The sequence below is a fragment of the Shewanella vaxholmensis genome (assembly GCF_031932135.1).
In the GTDB taxonomy this organism is placed as follows: Bacteria; Pseudomonadota; Gammaproteobacteria; order Enterobacterales; family Shewanellaceae; genus Shewanella; species Shewanella hafniensis.
The window spans coordinates 28,764-46,238 of sequence record NZ_JAUOEV010000008.1 but is presented as its reverse complement, the minus strand read 5'-3'; the positions used below and the strand labels follow the sequence as shown (position 1 = coordinate 46,238).

General features: G+C 44.4%; 18 protein-coding genes and 1 pseudogene. 7 read left to right on the top strand and 12 right to left on the bottom strand.

The features are described 5' to 3' along the window. Nucleotides 1-90: 90 nt before the first annotated feature. From Q4Q46_RS09055 to Q4Q46_RS09040, 4 genes are all read right to left on the bottom strand, one after another. Nucleotides 91-843 (bottom strand): siderophore-interacting protein, encoded by a 753-nt coding sequence (locus Q4Q46_RS09055; protein WP_311905767.1) that lies wholly within the window; start codon nucleotides 841-843, stop codon nucleotides 91-93. Continuing rightward, on the bottom strand, nucleotides 836-1,396 hold the full coding sequence (locus Q4Q46_RS09050; RefSeq protein WP_311905766.1) for a MarR family winged helix-turn-helix transcriptional regulator: 561 nt from the start codon (nucleotides 1,394-1,396) through the stop codon (nucleotides 836-838). Before Q4Q46_RS09050 ends, Q4Q46_RS09055 begins: the two co-directional genes overlap by 8 nt. 549 nt (nucleotides 1,397-1,945) lie before the next feature. Next, entirely contained in the window at nucleotides 1,946-2,527 is a 582-nt protein-coding gene (locus tag Q4Q46_RS09045) for a hypothetical protein (protein WP_311905765.1), read from the bottom strand. Nucleotides 2,528-2,697: 170 nt separating this feature from the next. After that, entirely contained in the window at nucleotides 2,698-2,970 is a 273-nt protein-coding gene (locus Q4Q46_RS09040) for a hypothetical protein (protein ID WP_115335940.1), read from the bottom strand. Between the two features lie 497 nt (nucleotides 2,971-3,467). Here Q4Q46_RS09040 and Q4Q46_RS09035 point away from each other — a divergent pair, with 497 nt between their 5' ends. Further along, nucleotides 3,468-4,085, top strand: a complete 618-nt coding sequence (locus tag Q4Q46_RS09035; protein WP_311905764.1) for an FMN-binding negative transcriptional regulator — start codon at nucleotides 3,468-3,470, stop codon at nucleotides 4,083-4,085. Nucleotides 4,086-4,256: 171 nt separating this feature from the next. Further along, nucleotides 4,257-6,080 carry a glycerophosphodiester phosphodiesterase gene (locus tag Q4Q46_RS09030; protein WP_259529361.1) on the top strand — a complete coding sequence of 608 codons (1,824 nt, stop codon included), beginning with the start codon at nucleotides 4,257-4,259 and terminating at the stop codon, nucleotides 6,078-6,080. Between the two features lie 12 nt (nucleotides 6,081-6,092). Here Q4Q46_RS09030 and Q4Q46_RS09025 read toward each other — a convergent pair. Continuing rightward, nucleotides 6,093-6,302: pseudogene (locus tag Q4Q46_RS09025) on the bottom strand (hypothetical protein); the annotation flags it as partial. 293 nt (nucleotides 6,303-6,595) lie between these two features. Then, a complete protein-coding gene (locus Q4Q46_RS09020; RefSeq protein ID WP_311905763.1) occupies nucleotides 6,596-7,609 on the bottom strand; it encodes a DUF3137 domain-containing protein in 1,014 nt (337 codons plus the stop codon). A gap of 353 nt (nucleotides 7,610-7,962) precedes the next feature. Here Q4Q46_RS09020 and Q4Q46_RS09015 point away from each other — a divergent pair, with 353 nt between their 5' ends. After that, nucleotides 7,963-10,161 carry a TonB-dependent receptor domain-containing protein gene (locus Q4Q46_RS09015; protein ID WP_311905762.1) on the top strand — a complete coding sequence of 733 codons (2,199 nt, stop codon included), beginning with the start codon at nucleotides 7,963-7,965 and terminating at the stop codon, nucleotides 10,159-10,161. A 104-nt stretch (nucleotides 10,162-10,265) separates the two neighbouring features. Here the strand turns inward: Q4Q46_RS09015 and Q4Q46_RS09010 are convergent, their stop codons facing one another. Together Q4Q46_RS09010 and Q4Q46_RS09005 are read right to left on the bottom strand one after the other, a co-directional pair. Further along, entirely contained in the window at nucleotides 10,266-10,694 is a 429-nt protein-coding gene (locus Q4Q46_RS09010; RefSeq protein WP_311905761.1) for a hypothetical protein, read from the bottom strand. A 203-nt stretch (nucleotides 10,695-10,897) separates the two neighbouring features. Next, complete coding sequence (locus Q4Q46_RS09005) at nucleotides 10,898-12,055, bottom strand: alpha/beta hydrolase-fold protein (protein WP_311905760.1); 1,158 nt, start codon at nucleotides 12,053-12,055, stop codon at nucleotides 10,898-10,900. Between the two features lie 242 nt (nucleotides 12,056-12,297). Here Q4Q46_RS09005 and mtnC point away from each other — a divergent pair, with 242 nt between their 5' ends. Further along, nucleotides 12,298-12,978, top strand: coding sequence for an acireductone synthase (mtnC, locus tag Q4Q46_RS09000; RefSeq protein WP_006083735.1), 681 nt, complete (start codon nucleotides 12,298-12,300; stop codon nucleotides 12,976-12,978). 96 nt (nucleotides 12,979-13,074) lie between these two features. On the opposite strand, the gene Q4Q46_RS08995 is transcribed toward mtnC, so the two are convergent. The 4 genes from Q4Q46_RS08995 to Q4Q46_RS08980 form a co-directional block, all read right to left on the bottom strand. Continuing rightward, entirely contained in the window at nucleotides 13,075-14,157 is a 1,083-nt protein-coding gene (locus tag Q4Q46_RS08995) for a hypothetical protein (protein WP_012586387.1), read from the bottom strand. 294 nt (nucleotides 14,158-14,451) lie between these two features. Then, nucleotides 14,452-14,838: a carboxymuconolactone decarboxylase family protein gene (locus tag Q4Q46_RS08990; protein WP_006083736.1), complete on the bottom strand. Its 387-nt coding sequence runs from the start codon at nucleotides 14,836-14,838 to the stop codon at nucleotides 14,452-14,454. 193 nt (nucleotides 14,839-15,031) lie between these two features. After that, nucleotides 15,032-15,388, bottom strand: coding sequence for a MerR family transcriptional regulator (locus Q4Q46_RS08985; protein WP_311899399.1), 357 nt, complete (start codon nucleotides 15,386-15,388; stop codon nucleotides 15,032-15,034). 3 nt (nucleotides 15,389-15,391) lie between these two features. Then, the gene (locus Q4Q46_RS08980) at nucleotides 15,392-15,787 is read right to left on the bottom strand and encodes a GFA family protein (protein WP_006083738.1); all 396 of its coding nucleotides are present in this window, start codon (nucleotides 15,785-15,787) and stop codon (nucleotides 15,392-15,394) included. 156 nt (nucleotides 15,788-15,943) lie between these two features. Between Q4Q46_RS08980 and Q4Q46_RS08975 the strand changes: the two genes are divergently transcribed. From Q4Q46_RS08975 to Q4Q46_RS08965, 3 genes are all read left to right on the top strand, one after another. Further along, nucleotides 15,944-16,372, top strand: a complete 429-nt coding sequence (locus tag Q4Q46_RS08975; protein ID WP_006084846.1) for an acyl-CoA thioesterase — start codon at nucleotides 15,944-15,946, stop codon at nucleotides 16,370-16,372. Nucleotides 16,373-16,434: 62 nt separating this feature from the next. Beyond that, entirely contained in the window at nucleotides 16,435-16,701 is a 267-nt protein-coding gene (locus tag Q4Q46_RS08970) for a GNAT family N-acetyltransferase (protein WP_283630901.1), read from the top strand. 45 nt (nucleotides 16,702-16,746) lie between these two features. Further along, the gene (locus Q4Q46_RS08965) at nucleotides 16,747-17,439 is read left to right on the top strand and encodes a hypothetical protein (RefSeq protein WP_311905759.1); all 693 of its coding nucleotides are present in this window, start codon (nucleotides 16,747-16,749) and stop codon (nucleotides 17,437-17,439) included. Nucleotides 17,440-17,475: the final 36 nt, after the last annotated feature.

Sequence of the window (17,475 nt, the reverse complement as noted above, 5' to 3'; positions counted from 1 at the left end):
GCATCAATAATAGGTGCATCAGCAGCAAAAACGGCATAAGCGAAAGGTTAGATAAGGTCGTTAAGTCAAACTTGGCGACCTTATCTGGATTTAAACACTGGCCCCATTTTCTAACTGTTCATCTTCTTGTTTTACCAGCTTATGCTCACCTTCGTTACAACCTATTTTCCAATAGCTCGAGGTATAAAAATGACTCTTAGGCAATGAATGCGCTTGCTTAAAGTGTCTTCTTAACGCGCGCATGCTATTAAATTCACAGGCAATCCATACGGCGGGCTCGCCAGCAAGCCAAGGTAATTGGGCAATTCGCTCGATCAAAGGGCGACCTTCGGGATCGGCCTCAGGATTGATCACCCAATGCAGCTCCACGTGTTCAGGATGTACGAGAGGCTGAATGTCAGCCTCGCTTAGCACTTCAATCACAGCGTAACCCACGGCATTGTTTGGTAATTTTGCCAGATTCACGCTAATGGCGGGTAAGGCTGTCATATCACCTGCGAGTAAAAACCAATTTGCCTCAAGGTTAATCAGTTTTTTAAGCCCAGGTCCGCCGATTTGAATAATATCGCCCACCTGCGCCGTTTTCGCCCAACTCGATGCGGGGCCGTCGGTATCGTGCAGTACAAAATCCACATCAATTTCATCATTGCGTTGCTGGCGAATTGTGTAGGTTCGCATTAATGGACGCTCACCCGCTTGTGGGAATAACAACTTAATATAGGCACTCTCTTGATCAATAGGAAATCCAGCGAATCCCGCACCGCCTAAGGTCATGCGTAACATATGCGGAGTGATATAAGTGGAGCGGATCACTTCTAGCTCACGTGGTGCAGGTTTATTCATTATGATTTTCTCCTATGGCGTTTTCTGCCGTTAAGCGCAACTCAATGGCTCCTTTGCCAGCCGTATCTTTTGGCTGACTAGATGGTCTTTTTTGAGTAAGGCAATCAGTTTCACTTTTGGCGGCAGTCGCCTCATCCACACTTTTGCTAATCCGATTGGCAAGTTTAATAAAAATATCGACTTCGGCTGAACTGAGCGCCTGCGTCATGCGCGCTACAGTTTTGCGTTCTGAGGTACTGATCTGGGTCATGATCTTTTCCCCCTCAGCCGTGGGTCGCAGCAACTGGCTGCGGCCATCCTTTGGGTTATCGATTTTAGTGATCAACCCGCCCTGCTGTAGCTCATTAAGAACACGGGTAATTTGTGCTTTATCCCGCTGCATTCGCAGGGCAATAGACTGGGCTGTCGATTCAGGATTGCGACACACCCCCTTCAAGGCACGGATATGAGTGACAGGTAAATCAATCTCTTGTGCAGCAATATCGCTACGCAATTGCTTTTTGTAGGCATGCACTAATCTGTGCAAAGTTTCACTGAGTGACAATGAAGGCATAGAAGGCTCTCGATATAGTTGACTTAATCAACCATATCGAGATTGGTTGATTGTGTCAACTAAGTAACCCTGTACTGAATGTGCGGCAATGTGCAAATAATCAGAAAATGATTAAGCACTGGCTTTCCAGTGACACGCCATAAACTCATCCTTGAGGGCTCGACCGTGACATCCCTGTCACGAACGGTCACTTACAAGCCAGTGCTTAATCTCATCAACTCCCGTGCATATTGATGACCTAATTTAGCCATTAGCCTGATGCAATTTGCGTTACAGGAAACTGCGCCACCATCATAAACTCGTTATGTTGATAATGTGCCGTCATCAAGTGAGCTTGAATCAGTTCTTAAGAGATTTGATTCATTTTAGGGTAAAAAAATGCCCTCAAATAGCCGCAAACAGGCCGTGAGAGCGGGTTTTAGCGGTTGGCGTGAATCAGTCTGGTACAGAGTGATTCACGGGCTAACTTTTGAACAAAATTCAATTAGTACAATAATACTAAATAAACCTCAATAGATTACAAAAGTGTCTTGAAACCCTAAACGCTGGTTATCTGAATTGTGACCAAAATGGCCTATTAATATATAGGTGAGTAGCACTTACTGATTGTTCTCTCGGAATTGAATTTTGGTCGAAGTAACTAACCCAAAAAGTTACCGTTTTAAGAACATAATCATTTAAAGTTACCTCTGTACCATCTTCAAACCGGACGAGGTAGCTAGGTTTTGCTTGACCTTCCGATTCTCTAAATGTTTTGTCATTAACTGCTTTTTGCAATTTTTCAGGAATGTTTTCACCAACACAAAAATTAACAACATTTGCTTTTTGTGCTTCTGATTCTTTAAGTTTAGGCTGATAGAGATCGATACCAAAATGTTTAACCGAGTTAGCAATATCTTTAGCAATTACTAAAAAAGGTTGCTTATCCCACTGCTGATTTAACGTCTTTTTTGTGGCTTGTTGGTTCTGATACTTAATGCACCAGTCACGAATTGAATGCGCAGTGACTGAAAAGTTAAAAAAATGATCTGTTAGATTTTCAGGTTCTTCTTCAAACGTAATCCTGTTCCCCTCACGGATAAGCTTAAGAAGCATATCCTTGGGTTCTGAGATACTTTGTATAAACGACATATAACCTCTTATTCAACGCCCTATTATGGTATTCGACTTTTGAGCAACGCAATACTAAACCTGCTGTGTGACGCTTAAGTGCATAAATATACGCACAGTGGAAATGCCTCGCGTGCCGAATCATTTTTAAATAACTGATATCGATGACACTGACTCCCCACCGCAACTTGCTAACGTTTAGAGGCTAACTTAGTTTGAATATGTTCTAAAAACTTTACGCTATCTCCAACATATCTAACGTAAACATCAATATAGTTGGAATCAAAATGGTGTAGTAATGTGACAACCTCAAAATACAGACCAGACTGATTTAAGTATTCACCAACTTTAGGTGGCAACGGAGAAATCACCTCTTGGTCTCTTTCAAAGTTGTCAAATTGACTACCTGTTTCAATATCAACAAGGTAGTACTTTGTACGTTCATCATCACTTAAATGTGTCATTTAAAAATCCTTCTTTAGAACACGGAATAAGAAGAGTACAAGTAGCATATCAATTTGTATAGAAAGAAGGCTAGGATTCGTGAAGTTTCCTCCTTCTGATAATTTCAGTAAGGCAAACTCGTTTTGACAGGATATGTATGAGCAAAAGTACTAACGAATCAAGGGGCAAAAGCGCATTAGCCCAAAGCCAGCGTAAAATGGCAGGATTTTATGCGTGAATCAGTCTAGGCAAGTTTGATTCGCGGATTTTAACGAGGCTAGATGTATACGCAGGTCTTAACTAGATTAAGCACTCGCATGGATGCCACGTTCGAGCATACACGGATGTACTTGCTGCGAGTCACAGTAATGCGAGTGTTTAATCTCCGAGTCCGAGTTTAAGTCCATACGATTTTGATTTTAAAAAGCCACAAACTAACACTCTAAATCCCCTATCGACTCCCGACTTTTTCCTTGTAATATAACGCTTTCACTCATGTTGAAACCCAAGGATGATAATGTATACCCCTAAGAATATGGCGATGACAGATCAGCAGGCCATCACAGGTTTTATCACGCAAAACAGCTTTGGTTTGCTGGTTTCGAGCTCACTGAATGCGACCCATATTCCCTTTGTACTCGATGCAACTGTGGGAGAGAAAGGCGTCTTGTATGGCCATGTTTCGCGAGCAAACGCACATTGGCAAGAGCTTGAAAGTCAGCGGGTATTAGTGGTTTTCAGCGGCGCACACGCTTACATTTCCCCAACTTGGTATGATGCTAAACCTGCGGTGCCTACATGGAATTATGCGGCGGTGCATTGTTATGGTGTCGCAAGTCTGTTGAGTGATACCGAAACCCAAGACATGTTGGACAAGTTAGTGGCGAAGTACGAACCCAAGCTATTGCAAGATAAACAAATTATGCCAGATGAGTATCAGCAGAAACTGCGCCAAGCTATCGTCGGCTTTAAAATTGTGATTGATGAGATTCAAGCAAAGGAAAAGCTCGGCCAGCATAGATCCATTAGCGATCAACAGGGTGTGTTCAGCGGCTTAAGTGCCAGCCCCCATGCCGATGCGACACAATTAGCCCACTATATGAATCAACGAGATATCGGCAAAGGCAATGGCTGAGCCCATGCAGCTAAACCAATACTTTGATTAGTCACTTATACGTCTTCTGTAAAATCATTGAAAAGAAGACTTTAACGGCCTGCCCATATCTAAAACATTGCACCAATGACTAACCGTCAACCTGAAACGCTGCTAAATTACAGTCCTAACTCGCACGAATAAGGAAGCTGCATGCTCAATCCTGAACACAGTTACTGGCATGACACGCTTAAAGCCATTCGTCGTTGCGGTAGAAAACTCATTGAATTTGAACTGCTATTTACCTTAGTGTCGGCGGGCATTATCGTCCCGTCTTTTGGCTGGCTACTGCGCCATCTGATTGCCAAAACGGGCAATGTCACCATAACCAATTACGACTTAATCGCCTTCGCCATGTCTCCCTATGGCTTGCTATTTATGATCATTACCCTATTCAGCAGCTTTACCGTGTTTTTTACCCAGCGCGCTGGGGTCACGATTCTCGCCGCATCAGGGTTATACGATATTCCCATTGGCCCAGTGCGGGCACTGATTTTCGCCACGGCGCGCTTACCCGTATTCATTCGCCTTGGTTGCATATATGCGGCTTGCTTACTGCTGCTCAGCGTACCTTTTATGGGATTAGGGTATCTCATTTTCAGCGTGTTTCTACAGGGACACGACATCAATTACTACCTGTATTTCAAGCCAGTAGAATGGTATTTAGCCTTATCGAGCATGGCCTTCTTAGCATTACTCTATTTACTTATTAGCTTATATCTGTGGGCCAAAGCGGCCTTTTCCCTGACGATAATTGTCAGTGAAACAACCGATGCATTAACGGCACTCAAACGCAGTTGGCAGTTAAGCGCGGGCAATGAACGCGCGATTATGTGGCACGCGGCGGGATGGTGGTTAAGGATAGGGGCTTTGCTGTACCCCTTAATGCTGTTGATCTCATGGGGGGCCGATAGCTTACTCGACCGGGTTTCACTGACACTTTCGGCAGAATTAGCCATGTTGGCCCTCGTCTCTGCACTGATTTTTATGCTGAGTGCAACCTGGTCCTTACTCGGCATGTTTGGCGAAGCCTTTATCATCTTGTTGTTATACCGCCAACTGGGAGAGAAACCTGCAGGGTTAGAACGCCTTGGACGAGAGACAGTAAAAAAGACTTCAGAGCTGTCGATTTACACTCTAAGTGGCGTCTTGGTTACGACTTTTTTAATCATGCTGGGATTTGGAGTGTACGCCCTAAGCAGTGAGCCACAAAGGGATGAAATCCTCATTTCAGCCCACCGAGCGGGGGCCGCTAGGGCACCAGAAAATACCCTTGCGGCTTTGCGTTTAGCGATTGCAGAAAAGGCCGATTATGCTGAAATAGATGTGCAAACCGCCGCTGACGGCACCTTAATGGTGCTGCACGATGCGGATTTAATGCGTATCGCGGGCGATCCACGGCGAGTAGCCAATCTCAGCGCCAGTGAAATACAACAACTCGATGCGGGTCGCTGGCACAGTGCCGCCTTTGCAGGTGAATCCGTGCCGACACTACTACAAATGCTCAATGAGGCGCGCAATAAGATAGGTTTGAATATTGAGCTTAAATATAATCAAGCCGATCCCACCTTAGCGCAGGCTGTTGTTGCCCTACTGCAACAACAGAAAATGACACAACAAGTAGTGATTACCTCGCTCGAAGCAAGAGCCATTGAAGAAGTGCAACGACTAGACCCTTCAATCCAAACAGGGTTGATTGTCACCCAATCTATCGGCGACCCGATTAAGTCGAATGCGCAATTCCTAGCGATAAATCAGTCGATTACCAATGAGAAGTTTATCGCCAGAGCGCATAAGGGCGGCAAGCAAGTGCATGTATGGACAGTGAACAATCCACGGCAAATGCTACGCATGTTAGCACTGGGAGCCGATGTACTGATCACCGACTATCCACAGGAAGCGGTGGAAATACGAGAACAATGGCTATCACTGTCACCCGTTGAGCAGACGGCACTGCGCCTACGTTATGTACTGTAAATGCCGCAACGATTAGCTGGACATAGCCTCAAGGCGCTTAGCTCTTCGCTGCAGTAACCAGAAGATGACTAATACTCCAAAGGAAGCGGCGAAGGTAGTCAGCGTCAGCGCAAAACCTTTGAATGACAATAGGTTTAAGCTAACACCATCTAACGCCAGCACAGCTAAACCCAGTGGCATTTGGATGGACACAGCGGTGAACCAATCGAAGGGGAGTTTCGGGATTCATTGTTATGGTGTCTCAAGCCTGTAGAAAGCTTCGACAGGCTATATTGAAGATTGTGATTGATATGATTCAAGCGAAGGAAAAGCTCGGCTAGCATAGACCCAACCCATTAGCGATCAACAGCGTGTTCAGTAGCTTGAGTACCTGCTTCCATGCCTATGCAGTTTGACTCACCGCTCACAGTAGGCGCTGAACATATCTACCGCAGCAAAGTTGTACTGACGCTAAATAGCCCTAGAACACTAGGGCCAATAGATACCATGCACTTATTCGTTAATAACCTAACGCACTAGAGCCCAGTATGCTTATCAAGCTTTAAAGTATTGATTATTGAGAAGGTGTAACCTAACTCGGTAAACATTTGCTCGATATTACGCTTAAAATCGATGGGGCGATCTAAATCGAGTTGATTAATAAAGAAGTGGTGTTTTGTCGGGATCTTAATCAGCAACTGTTTTTGATAAAAACAGGCTTCAACCTCAGCATTTAACTCGCGGCTCAAAGCCAACAGATTTTCCATCATCAAGGGATTGAGTAAGTAGCGCGCCTCGACTTGGTCGCTGCTATAAACCTCAAAGCGCCGCTCGAACCTTACGTCCTCAAGCTTGACGCGCGACAGCTGAGTCTTAAAACCCTCAAGGCGATTTTTTAAACTGCCCTTATCTGTGACTAACAGCGTAGTACTATTGAATCGCTTAGGAATATTGCAAACCAGCAGCACACCATTGAAGATGGTTTCCCGCTGAACCGAGCCATTATTGTTCGACTTAGTGTTGTAAGCATCGACCTCATAAAACTGGAACGGCACCTTGTTATAGGTTCCCTTAAGGCAATTTTGCGCATACTGCTTATCGGTTTTAGGCAGCAGCCCCAGCTCAAGGAAGAGAGAGAAATCGACCTTAGGCTCCCTCGTTAACGCAAAGTCATCGCCAAAATACTTAAGGCTAATAGGATAGAGTTTTTCAAAGGCGGCATTATAGAGCTCATTGCTTTCCTTACCCGAGGCAATGACCGCTAACACTATCACGGGAGCGGGCAAGAACGCGACAATCATCAAAGGCACAAAATAATCCATAGGCACCAGCATAAACTGGACCCCGAGCAGCCCGGCGAAGGCGCCCAAAATAATAGTGATACCTATATAGTAGATTGGGGTGGTGAACTTGGCATTTTCACGCCGCCTTTGGTTCACGCCTTCACGTTTAGCTTCAAATGGTGCGCATTTAGGGGCGACTTTTTGTTTGTAATACTTCTGAAAAGCAATACGGTGATCTTCGGGAATATCAAATTTAATCGAACTCATTGGCTCCTACTCTTACGATTCAAATCCATTTAGGCCAATGATTTTACATAATTTAGTGACCGAAAAACAGTTAAGCAGCCTGTTGGAAACAGTTACTAGTAATAAACAATAAGTAATACCAATCACATTAAATCTCTAATTTAGTTCAGAGCCTCACAGGCATTTCAATCCTAAAATCCAGCGTCCATTTTCAACTCGGCAATCCCTCATCTTATAAAATATAAAACCATCCATACAAAACACATTTACTTTGTTTGAACAATGTAAATTAAATGAGAATCGTTTGCATTTATGCGTTACAAGCTTAGAATCTCTGCGATTTTTAAAGCCTCTCTATAAAAGGACTTAGTTGTATGAAAGCTCATCCATATTCTCCTCTCTATTATGCTTTACTTCCCTTTTTATCCTTCCACGCAGTTGCAGAAGATATCCATAAGAAGACAGAAGAAGCCACTAAACTAGAGGTCATACAAGTTATTGGAACTAAACTCGATTTAAAACAAAAAGCACTTGAAATTCCTAGGTCTATTACTGTTATTACTGATAAATATATCGAAGATACCCAAGCGTCCGAGCTGACCGATGTATTAATGCAAACCCCAAGCATCAGTGTAAATAATAACGATAGGCCTCTTATGGGGGATATCAGTATTCGCGGTTTTGGAAATGAAAGGATTAACCTCCAAGTTGACGGGGTAATTTACAAACAGTATAGCGATGGAAGCAATACTAATGGTTATATTAGCCCGCTCGATTTAGACCCCAGTGTCGTTAAAGCAGTAGAAGTCACTCGTGGAGCCGACGGCATATCAGCGGGAAGCGGTGCTATAGGGGGACAAATTAAAGTTGTCACTAAAAATGCGTGGGATTATACCGCTGGAAACGCGGGGGCAGGCGTGTTAGTAAGAGCTGGTATGGGTGATGTCGACTCCATGCGGCGCGGTGGAATGACCGCTTACTATGCGACTGAAGATTTAGGTATCGCATTGCATGCCAATAGACGTACCTTTGGCGATGTCGAAGTTAATCCAAGGGATGATGAAGACTCACTTAGAGGTCAAACTGAAATATTAAAAAATGATGGCAAAAATGATGACCTGCGCTTAAAACTCAATTTGGAAACTCCAATAGGCCGTTTCGACTCGGATACCTTTTACACTAATTCCAAAATAGCAGAACTCCCCTTTGGTAATAACACTAATTGGATTGATCAACCCTTAAACGAAAGTGAAACGGGTAAGCGTTTAAGCCAGTCATTGGCCTATCACCTCGATAGCCACTCCCCTTGGGTCAATCTGCAAGCACAAGTCTATTATCAAGACTACCAAAGAGTTCGCGAACAGCAAGGCAAGATCATACTCAGCCCAACTGAATATCAATTCGATAAAAATGATACTTTTGAGGATAAGAGCTTCGGCCTTAACTTGAGTAATGGCATAAGTCATGAAGTTAACCATTGGCATGGTGAAGTTACTCTATTTACCAATCTTGATTACAGCCAATTTCAAGACGAAGAATTTAATCGCCTCACGAATACCAATGGCACTTACTATGGTAAAAGCCAAGGAGAAACCTTCGCTCTTGGTCTAAGACATGAATCTGACTACAGTACTTGGCTGAGCACAGAAGCGGGATTTCGCTTTGACTCCTACCAAAATGAATCAGATAACTATCCACAATTTGGTGAGAATAGTGATAATGCATGGTCAGCTAATGCAGGCTTAACCATTCGTCCGACTGACTGGTTGCGCCTATATGGTCGCTATACTGAAAGCTTTCGAGGGCCAAATTTAAGGGAGCTATACAAGAAAGATGAATGGATTTGTCATAGACCAAGCAAACAATGCTACAGCGAACCGCAACCTGGCTTAGAAGCCGAAAATAGCCGTAACTATGAAGTTGGATTTGGCTTAGTATTCAACGAACTTGCTTATGCTGATCGGCTCTTATTCAAACTAAACTGGTTTGATACCCAAGTCGAAAATTATATCGACACGGCACCTTATATGTACAAAATTGTTGATGGCCAAAAAGAACCTGCCTCCCCAACAGAAGCCACACACAGAGATTATTCCAGTAAAAATATTGGCATGCTCTATTCAAGCGGTATCGAAGCAGAATTGACCTATCAATATAATAATATTGATATGTTTGCTAATTACAGCAAAGTGAAAATGGATGTCGAGGGCATGCCCAACTTCTACCTAGGCACCATTGAAGATATTCGCCAGCCCTACAACCGCGCCCCCCAAGATAAAATCAATCTAGGGATTAGCTGGCAGCTGATATCACAACTGAGACTGTCATGGACATCGAGTTTTGCTATGGATATGACCCGTCTTCCCGAAGCACAACTCAAAAGAGGGATGGATGCAGAAGGCTATCAACTTCACAGTGTATACCTAACTTATCAAGCGCCTTGGTTAGCGAGCCTAGAACTCAGGGCAGGTATTGAGAATCTTATGGATGAGAATTACTCAGTTTGGCCTGATGATGAGGAAAAAACCTTACCTGGACGTAACTACAAACTGGCACTCAGTTATGAATTCTAGAAAATGCATCAACGAACACTATCTTCTGACTAAATTGTAAATTCACAAAATCAAGGCCATTGAAAACAACTTTAATGGCCTTATTTTTTGGTCTTCTCAATTTTTTAGCTCAACCTCGCCTCGGAGCGCTTAGCTCTGCGTTGGAGCAACCAAAAGAGGCTTAGCACCCCAAATGAAGCGGCTAAGGTGGTCAACGCTAGAGCAAAACCTTTGAATGATAATAGGTTTAAGCTAAAACCATCTAACGCCAGCACAGCTAAACCCAGTGGCATTTGGATAAACACAGCGGTGAACCAATCGAAGGGAAGTTGAGGGAAAATCCTGTGGTAAGCGTAAAGCACTAAACCTGCTAGCAATATCAGCAAACTCGCATCGTGAGCCCCTAACAGCAGGTACTCCACACTGTTTGGCGTAATCTTGGGCACTGCACTTAACATATCCAGCATATAACCCGCGCTCGCGACTAATGAGAAACTGATAAAACTCAATAAAGCTAATAAGATACCAAAGCCAAGAGCGGGTAAATATTTCATTTAAGGTCTCTCTATTTGCAACTGAAAATAGGCAGTCTCATCTCCCGCAAAACCACTGCATGCAAGCCACAGAATAGAAAAGGGACTTTAGCTACAATAGCAGGCTAAATTTCCCTTAGCTATTAAGACCATAGTCTTATGGTAGCCACAAACTTATACACATGAGTACAGTTAACGACAGGCAAAAACGTGAGCGTTTACACTTAATGCTTCGCCTGATACTCAGCTAACTGTTTACTGTATTTGTCTTGGAAGAATGGATGGTCAGTTAATTCAAGCGCTTGCTTTTCATACTTAATCGCTTCAACTAGCTGACCCTGGCTCGCATAGGCGCTTGCCAATGCATGGCTGGCCTCGAATGCTGTTGGAATCGCTTTTAAGGTTTGCAAATAAATATCGATAGCTTTGGCGGGATCAGTCGTCTCGACAGAACTTGCCAACGCGATAAGCGAATCGGTAGCGGGCACGTCAAAACCATATTTGTCGTTCGACAGGGTTTTATAATGCGCCAAAATAGCGGCTACACCTTGACGTGATATTGCCGAGTCAGGCTTAAGCACTTGGTGTACATCGTTAAAAATAGCTTCAATACCATAAGCCGTCGCCAAAATAGGTTGCGTCATATAGTAAGTGCCATCGAAGCGCTTGATGCGATAATCGAGTAAATTCGTAGCGTTCGCTTTGATAATGGCTTCAAGCTTGGCAAAGTCAGCTAATTGATTTTGTTCGAAATCACTGTCGCTAGTGCTCATAAAAAGGAATCTTGGCTTCCCTTTCATACCTGCGAGCTTCTTTGCAGCATCTGCCATTACAAAAGCGTAGTTATCATCCAGTACGGGACTTGCGGCGATGTAAGCATTAAATAGGCTTGGGCGATTCAAAAGCGTGTAGAGGCTAAAAGTGGCATAGCCAGTGAAGCCATTGAGGATCCGAAAACCATTTGTGCGATACTGTTTATCGATGGCGGGCAGTAGATCTTGCTCCATAAAATCTAAAAACTGCTGATTTTCTTGCTGCTTAGTGGCTAAGCTTTTTAACTCACCCAAGCCTGCATGACCATCTGGCGCCGTCACGATAATGGTTTCCAGCCAAGGCCAGCCACCGTTATGACTCATCCAATCTTCCATTCCAGCGAGATAGCCATGACTACGAGGATGTAAATCCACCAGTACCACGTAACGTTTATCAGTATTGGACTGGTAACTGGCCGGCAATGTCACCTTAAAGTCAGCAGGCTCAGTTAACAGGCTCGAACTGACCTTTAACATCAGTGGTTGAGCGGGAAAAGTATCATCGGCATTTGCTGACACATTGAAGAATGCAAAACTGTAAATCACCAGCAGAATTAATAGCGTACGCATAAATTTCATTCCTTGAAAATCAACTATATAAGTATTAGCCGAAGTTAACACCCGTATTATTGAAAGTAAATTCGATCTCACGGCCTAGTCCTTCTGCCAAGCATATCGCAAACCCTAAGTATTCCCATTTAGGCTGTGATAGCTGTGGTAAGACTCGCGAAATAGACTAGCCAATTTAGCCAATAACGCTTAGGATCGGAGTTGCATTTTTTAGCCAACATATTGTGGAGTATCAAAACATTATGGGTATCAGAGCCATAGTCGTAGACACAGCAGGCACCACGACAGACCTAAACTTTATCCAAGATGTACTATTCCCCTATTCTGTCAAAGCCTTGCCAGACTTTTTAGAACAGAACCAACACAATGTATTGGTTGAAAACTGTATTTGCGACACCCGAGATATCGCCCTAGAGCCAGATGCGGACTTAGCACGCGTGACTGAAATTTTGCAGCAGTGGGTCAGCGAAGATCGTAAAGCGACACCACTCAAAACCCTGCAAGGCTTGATCTGGAAGCAAGGCTACGCCCATGGCGAATTTAAGGGCCATATCTTCCCTGACTTTATTGAAGCGGTGAAACGTTTTAGCGCGCAAAATTTGCGTATTTACAGTTTTTCATCGGGCTCTGTTGATGCGCAAAAACTGTTATTCAGCCACAGTGACGGCGGCGATTTAACCGAGATGTTCAACGGTCATTTTGATACCCGTACAGGCAACAAATTAGATAAACAGGCTTACTGCAATATCCTCAACACTATCAGCTTAAGCCCTAAGCAAGTGCTGTTTGTGTCTGATGTGATTGAAGAATTAAAGGCTGCAGAAGCTGCAGGCATGATGACCTGCCAAATGGTACGCGATAGCACACAGCGCACGGGTGAGTTCCGTAAAATCAGCAGCTTCGATGAGTTGCTGATTGAATAACGTGATTGTTGAAGAACGCAATAGTCGACTAACTCACCCAAGCTGATTTAGCCAAAAATGAAAGCGACCTTATGGTCGCTTTTTTTATTAAGCAGCTTATTTGCCCTTTTCCGTCAGTGGAAACGCGGCCGAGATACACTTTTTCACTTCAAAACGATAACCATAATCCGCTTTCTTATCCGGCGTGATCTGCAAAATCTCATAGTCATTTAACTCGATCACATTCGATTCGGCGGGCTTCTCACAACGCGAACGGCTATTGGCTTCAAGCGCAAAGGCAAACGTCGCTAACCATTGCCGCACGAGATACTGATATTGCGCCCGCACCGACGCATAGGTTTGCTTGCGTTCCGCTTCTTCGCGCTCATCGGCGGTTTGTTTGTCAGCCGGTTTGTCGGCTTCAAGCTCGGGCTTAATCTTAGCTAACTCAGCAATCGGTGCCGTCAGCACATCGGTCGTATGCGGCATAAGCCCTAATGCTGGCTCGACGGGATTATGTTCAGAGGCTTCTTGAGTTGTTGTAATAAAGTCTGCGAACGAGGTTTGAAGGCGGGTTTCTAAATCAATCAGTAAGCTCAAGTGATACAAGACCACAGCCGCCAACACGATACGGATCGTAAAGGTCGTTTTACGAAAGGATGTATGTGAGGTGATCCGTAACGATTTGACACCCAAAGGTTTAAGCAAAAAAATTAATACTAAATAGATGGGGATAATCAACTGCAATGCCAGCAGCACAATTGCGCTCACCATTAAAAACCAAGCGGGCATATAGAGTAAAATCGCTAAGTTATGGGTGTAATCCAGATGACTTGCCGACACCCCGACCACTTCGTTAACTATGGCGCCAGACCAACCTAAGGCAAAGTTGGCAATAATGGCGTAAAACAGCAACAACACAGCCTTGCCTGCCAAACTGTGCCAGACCCGCTCGAACACGGGCCAAAACTCGATGGCCATCGCGATAACCGCAATCACGGCGACCACACCCATCAAGTCAGTACTAAAGGCCAATATCAAGGCAATAAGATACAGCTTTTGCGCAAAGGATAACTTAGCAAACCCTTGGCTTAGGTAGCGCCACAACTTGCTCAACCCTAGCTGGAGCTCGCTAGGCAAAGGCTTGATGACTTGCCGTAAGTGCTGGCGGGCAGATTCAGTGTAACGACCTAAATTCATTATAATTTTAAATTCCGGTTGCGATTAAGACACGCTTGAGTTGCCGATGTAAGCTGCAAAATCTATGGCGACACTCGCGTCAACTATGCCAGTGTAGCGACTAACTTTGGCAATTCACTAACAAAACTTGCCGAATCGTCCTTTAGCGGCGAAATGAATCTCCCACGAGATTCTATGTCGATGATGCGGAGCAGAAATATCGTTTAAAGGGATTTAGAAGTAATAGCTATGAGTAAATCAAAGCGACCTTAAGATCGCCTCAATGAAGTGTTATGAAGCTGACTCAGAATAGACTCAAACGACATTTAACTCCCGCTCGGCAAAGACAGCTTTCGCGACGAACATGCCATTCAGTGCTGCGGGGAAGCCAGCATAAACAGACATTTGCAGTATCACTTCGACGATTTCCTGCGGTGCACAACCAACATTCAACGCGCCATTAATATGGACGTTAAGCTGCGGCTGACAATGCCCCAACGCTGTGAGCGCCGCGACCGTGACTAACTCACGCGTCTTAAGATCGAGTCCTTCACGTTGATAAATATCCCCAAAAGGATATTCGATAATGTACTTGCCCAAGTCGGGGCAAATATTTGCTAGACTGTTGATCACTTTCTCGCCCGCTTCGCCGTCGATTTCAGTCAGCTTAGCTAAGCCCTGCACATACCTTTGATTACTCATTTTGACTCCTTAGGATTTGACCACAGAAGTCAGCTTACGCCTTAGAGTTAACTCTAAGTCAACAGTTGATTGATGAATAGCATAGGCAGCCCTTTGATTGAAGTAAAAAGACAACAGAGGCAGATATAAGTTAATACTATTAATAATTTATGACCTAAAAACACAACTTAGCGACTCAGCCGAATCGCTAAGCTTAATCACTGAAATGCGTTTGGTAATAGCGGATTTTTTGCTCGAGGGCAATCAGATGCGCCTGCTCTTGGCGAATACGCTCAGCCAATTGTGCGGCATGTTGCTCAAGTAATTGCTGTCGCTCGCCTGCGGTTGTATCGCCTTGAGCACGCAGTTCGGCATAGGTCAAAATCTGCTTTAGTGGCATGCCCGTTTCTTTTAAGCGATTGATAAATCCAATCCATTCTGCTTCTTTTTCCGCATAGTCGCGGTGCCCGCTCACATTTCGCACCACAGACCGTAGCAAACCGATTTTCTCGTAATACCTGAGCGTATGCGCCGACAAACCTGTGAGTGCAGCAAACTGACCTATGTTCATAATCTAACGATCCGCAGGATGATTAACGCCATCATTCGTGGGCACATTGTCTAAATCGAATGGATTGACCCCTTCGAGGCAACCAATGTTGTAACCATATTCATGGGGATTGGAACGCCGCTGGTGATGGGTGTAAATGCCGCAGTTGGAGCAGAAGTAATGCTTAGCGGTTTTGGTATTGAATTCATAGCATTTCAGCACATCTTCACCCTTGAGGATCTTGATCCCCGCCAGCGGTACAGAGCCGACAATCGCGCCCTTACGGCGGCAGATAGAACAATCGCAGCGGCGCGGATTTTCGATGCCATTGGGCAGCGATAATTGCAACACCACAGCGCCACAGTGGCAAGACGCTTGGTGTTCAGCTTGAATATGGGTGTTTCCGACTCGTTTAATCATGCACTGCTCCTTGTTTCGCTTAATGTTATCGCTAAATGCCTATAACGCCATGGCTTGTCGCTTGTTCTTTATGCTGCTAGTCTGACCATCTTAAACGAGCGTTTCAACTCGCATTTTTAGATCGGCAATTCAATGCCAAACACACTGGAAAACACAATGGAAAAGTTTCTCGCACAGCACCCTATAGTGACCGAAATCCCCGTAGCTTGGGGCGAAATGGATGCGTTGCAACACGTCAACAACGTCGTCTATTTCCGCTATTTTGAAACGGCCCGTATCGACTTTTTCAATCGCCTTTTCCCGCTAGATACCCTGTATAAATCAGGTATTGGCCCTGTGATCAGCGAAAATCAGGCCCGCTATAAACGCCCAGTGACCTTCCCCGATACTCTATTAGTGAGTGTCAGCATTAGCGATATTCACAGTGATAGATTTACCATGCATTATCAGGCTTTTAGTAAACAGCAGCAGGCAGTAACCACCTTAGGTACTTCAGTCGCGGTGATGTTTAACTTTAAAACCGGCAAAAAGGCCGACTTACCGGCAGAACTGCTGGCGATTCTCAAACAGCACGAACTCGCCTAAGCTAACCAAATCGATAGCTAAATTGCCAGCACACTTTAGCCCATACCTTGAGGGAAGCATGTATGTCAGATAACGAAAATATCGAGATAGCCATTGAACATCAACAGGATAGACAGCGTTTTATTATCCCTGTCGATGGCTATGAAGCCGTGTTGGAATACCAATTATCAGGCAAGGATATCGATTTTAGCCGCACCTTTGTCCCCAACGATCTGCGCGGTAAAGGACTTGCCGAACGCTTAGTTCGCCACGGGCTTAAATGGGCAAAAAGCCAAGACTTGGCTATCCAAGCCAGCTGCTGGTATGTGCAGAAGTTTTTGAAAAATTAGACTTAAAACATAAGCAAACACATCGCAGCAAAGGAGTGCCGCTAAATGACAGTCGCCCTATGTCGTAAAAGTTTACTGCTTGTAAGCTTACTTATCTTGTCCGCCTGCCAACAACGCCAAGCCATTCTTATTACCCAAGGTATTGAACCCTTTAAGGTAAAAGCCATTGAAACCGCCTTGATCCAATCTGGCTGGCAAGTAAATCAGAGTACCATCGCCATTCCGGCAGAATTCCCTAATACGGCCATTGCCACCAATCCCGCTTATCGCGATTCCCAAGCCATCACTGAGATAGAAAATATCCTCAAAGGCCAAGGTTTTGCCGAACCGACAGAGTATAAATTTGCCGAAGGTAAGCACTTTTTCAGTATGAATAATATCGGTATTTACTTACGTAACAGTGAACAGGCTTTGCAACCTTTACCACCAGACTTTATCAGAACAGATCATTGTACTGCGGGTGATGCAACCCTGAATCTTTCGCCTCAAGGCCAAGCCATGCTCGAATATGAGAGGCCCATTAATGATAATTTTAAATTAGAACAACACACAGGAACTTGGCAATTCGATGGTGCGCAACTCAGTGTCACATTAGACCGAGCCCAGCAGGTGTTTAAGTTAACCCACGAGCAAAGGCCTATTTGGCGTGGACTCAGCCCTGCGGATATCTACACGCCAATCCAAGATTCTGATTTTAAAGTGCTTAACTGCACCTTTTTGCTTATCTATCTTGAGTAGGTCCTTAAGCCGCATCCGAGCTTAAACCTTTATTTT